Consider the following 1,460-nt stretch of genomic DNA (forward strand, 5'->3'; position numbering starts at 1 on the left):
CGGCCGGTGACAAAATCCCTCTTGCCCTTTCGTCAAGACTCATGCTTTACCAATCACATCTTCATGTCCGTAATGCTTTATACGTTGTGCCCTAAAGCGGGATATATGTCTGCCACGGACACGCGGATTCCGGTGTCGAAGGATGTGCGGCGCGACCTCCGGGTTCTCAAGGCGCGGGAAGGCCGACGGTCATACGATGAGACAATTGCGGTGGTGCTTGACGCATATCTCTCTGAGAAGGTGGATTAATAAACTATAGTCGTGACTAGCGAACTAGTTGAATCAAACGACGCCGGGAGCACACGAGTCTGCCAGGACTTCGCTCCTATCGGCGTCGAAGGATGCTTACGCGGACACGGCGGGCGGGTGGCCCGTTGTCCTAACTCAACCAATGTGGTTGGGGCTTATGGGATTATCGGATTTTCACCCGGCGTTAGTGTTCGCACAAAAGCGACACTAAATGTACGATACGGACGATACGACGGCACACGAACCGACTGAGAAGCGAAGCCTTCGCTTTGCGACTGACCTCGAGGCGGACGTCTCGCTTACAGACTGGACCGCCCTTCGGGTTCATCGAGTAATCTTCGACGAGACAGAGAGTCAATTTGCGCTTCTCGAGGCACTACAAACAGCGGCGGACGGTGTCGACATACTCGAGTTTGAACACCGACTGTCGAGTTGTGGGTTTGACGTCGATGGGTCAGTCGTGAAACTTGCACGACGAGCTGTCGCCGGCGAGAGACGGGCTCTGTGGGACTTGATTCGGTATGCGCGACGGTTGGGACATGATGAGATGGGACAGCCACAGAGCGCCTTAGAGGACGCTCTCGCGTTCACTCGTCTATTGGGCTATAGCAACCCTCAACAGACGATAGCAATCGGTCTCAATGCGGCTTTCAGAGAGACGCGGCGCGACCAGGCCGACGAGATTATCGAGTACGTTCTAACGCTGTCTGAGAGCGTCGACGTGGTCCTTGGTGGGTCAGAGATCGACCGAGTGTACTTGCACAACTACTACGGCGATATTCTCCCATCGAGTGTTACGAATCCGTGCAACGACACCCGTAATGATTACTCCATTACGACGCTCGTCGACGTGGTTGGGACGGACGGACTTGCTGTCGAGATACTTCGGACGGTAGGTGAGACTGAAAGCGGACACATGGCCTACAGCGCCCTACAATCGGCGTTCAGTCAGTACGATAGGACCACGGTCTCGCGGCGATTGAACGAGAAGCTAATCGAGTATGGTCTTTGTGAGAAGTACGGCGCTCGCGGAAACCTACGAATCGAGATTCTCGACAAAGGAGCGTTGTACCTCGAAGAATTAGCCAAAGAGAAAGAGCGACAAAAGGCCCTTCAGGACTACGTTACGAACACCCCAAAACCAAACCACAATACCCGTGTAATCACGGACCGCCCTCGGGGAGGGAGGGAGGACGACCACCGACCGACCG

The 1,460-nt window shown here is 54.9% G+C and carries 1 protein-coding gene and 1 pseudogene; both read left to right on the forward strand.

Annotated features, from left to right (window positions below; all coding sequences use genetic code 11):
* Positions 1–105 precede the first annotated feature (105 nt).
* The gene (locus C472_RS17605; protein WP_006655018.1) at positions 106–249 is read left to right on the forward strand and encodes a hypothetical protein; all 144 of its coding nucleotides are present in this window, start codon (positions 106–108) and stop codon (positions 247–249) included.
* 211 nt (positions 250–460) lie between these two features.
* Positions 461–1,460 (forward strand): annotated as a pseudogene (locus tag C472_RS15420) (transcriptional regulator); the annotation flags it as partial.

The organism is Halorubrum tebenquichense DSM 14210 (genome assembly GCF_000337415.1).
Classification (GTDB): Archaea; Halobacteriota; Halobacteria; order Halobacteriales; family Haloferacaceae; genus Halorubrum; species Halorubrum tebenquichense.

Coding starts and splice junctions, on each gene's coding strand:
- C472_RS17605 (WP_006655018.1), top strand. CDS start 106: ATGTCTGCCACGGACACGCGGATTCCGGTGTCGAAGGATGTGCGGCGC.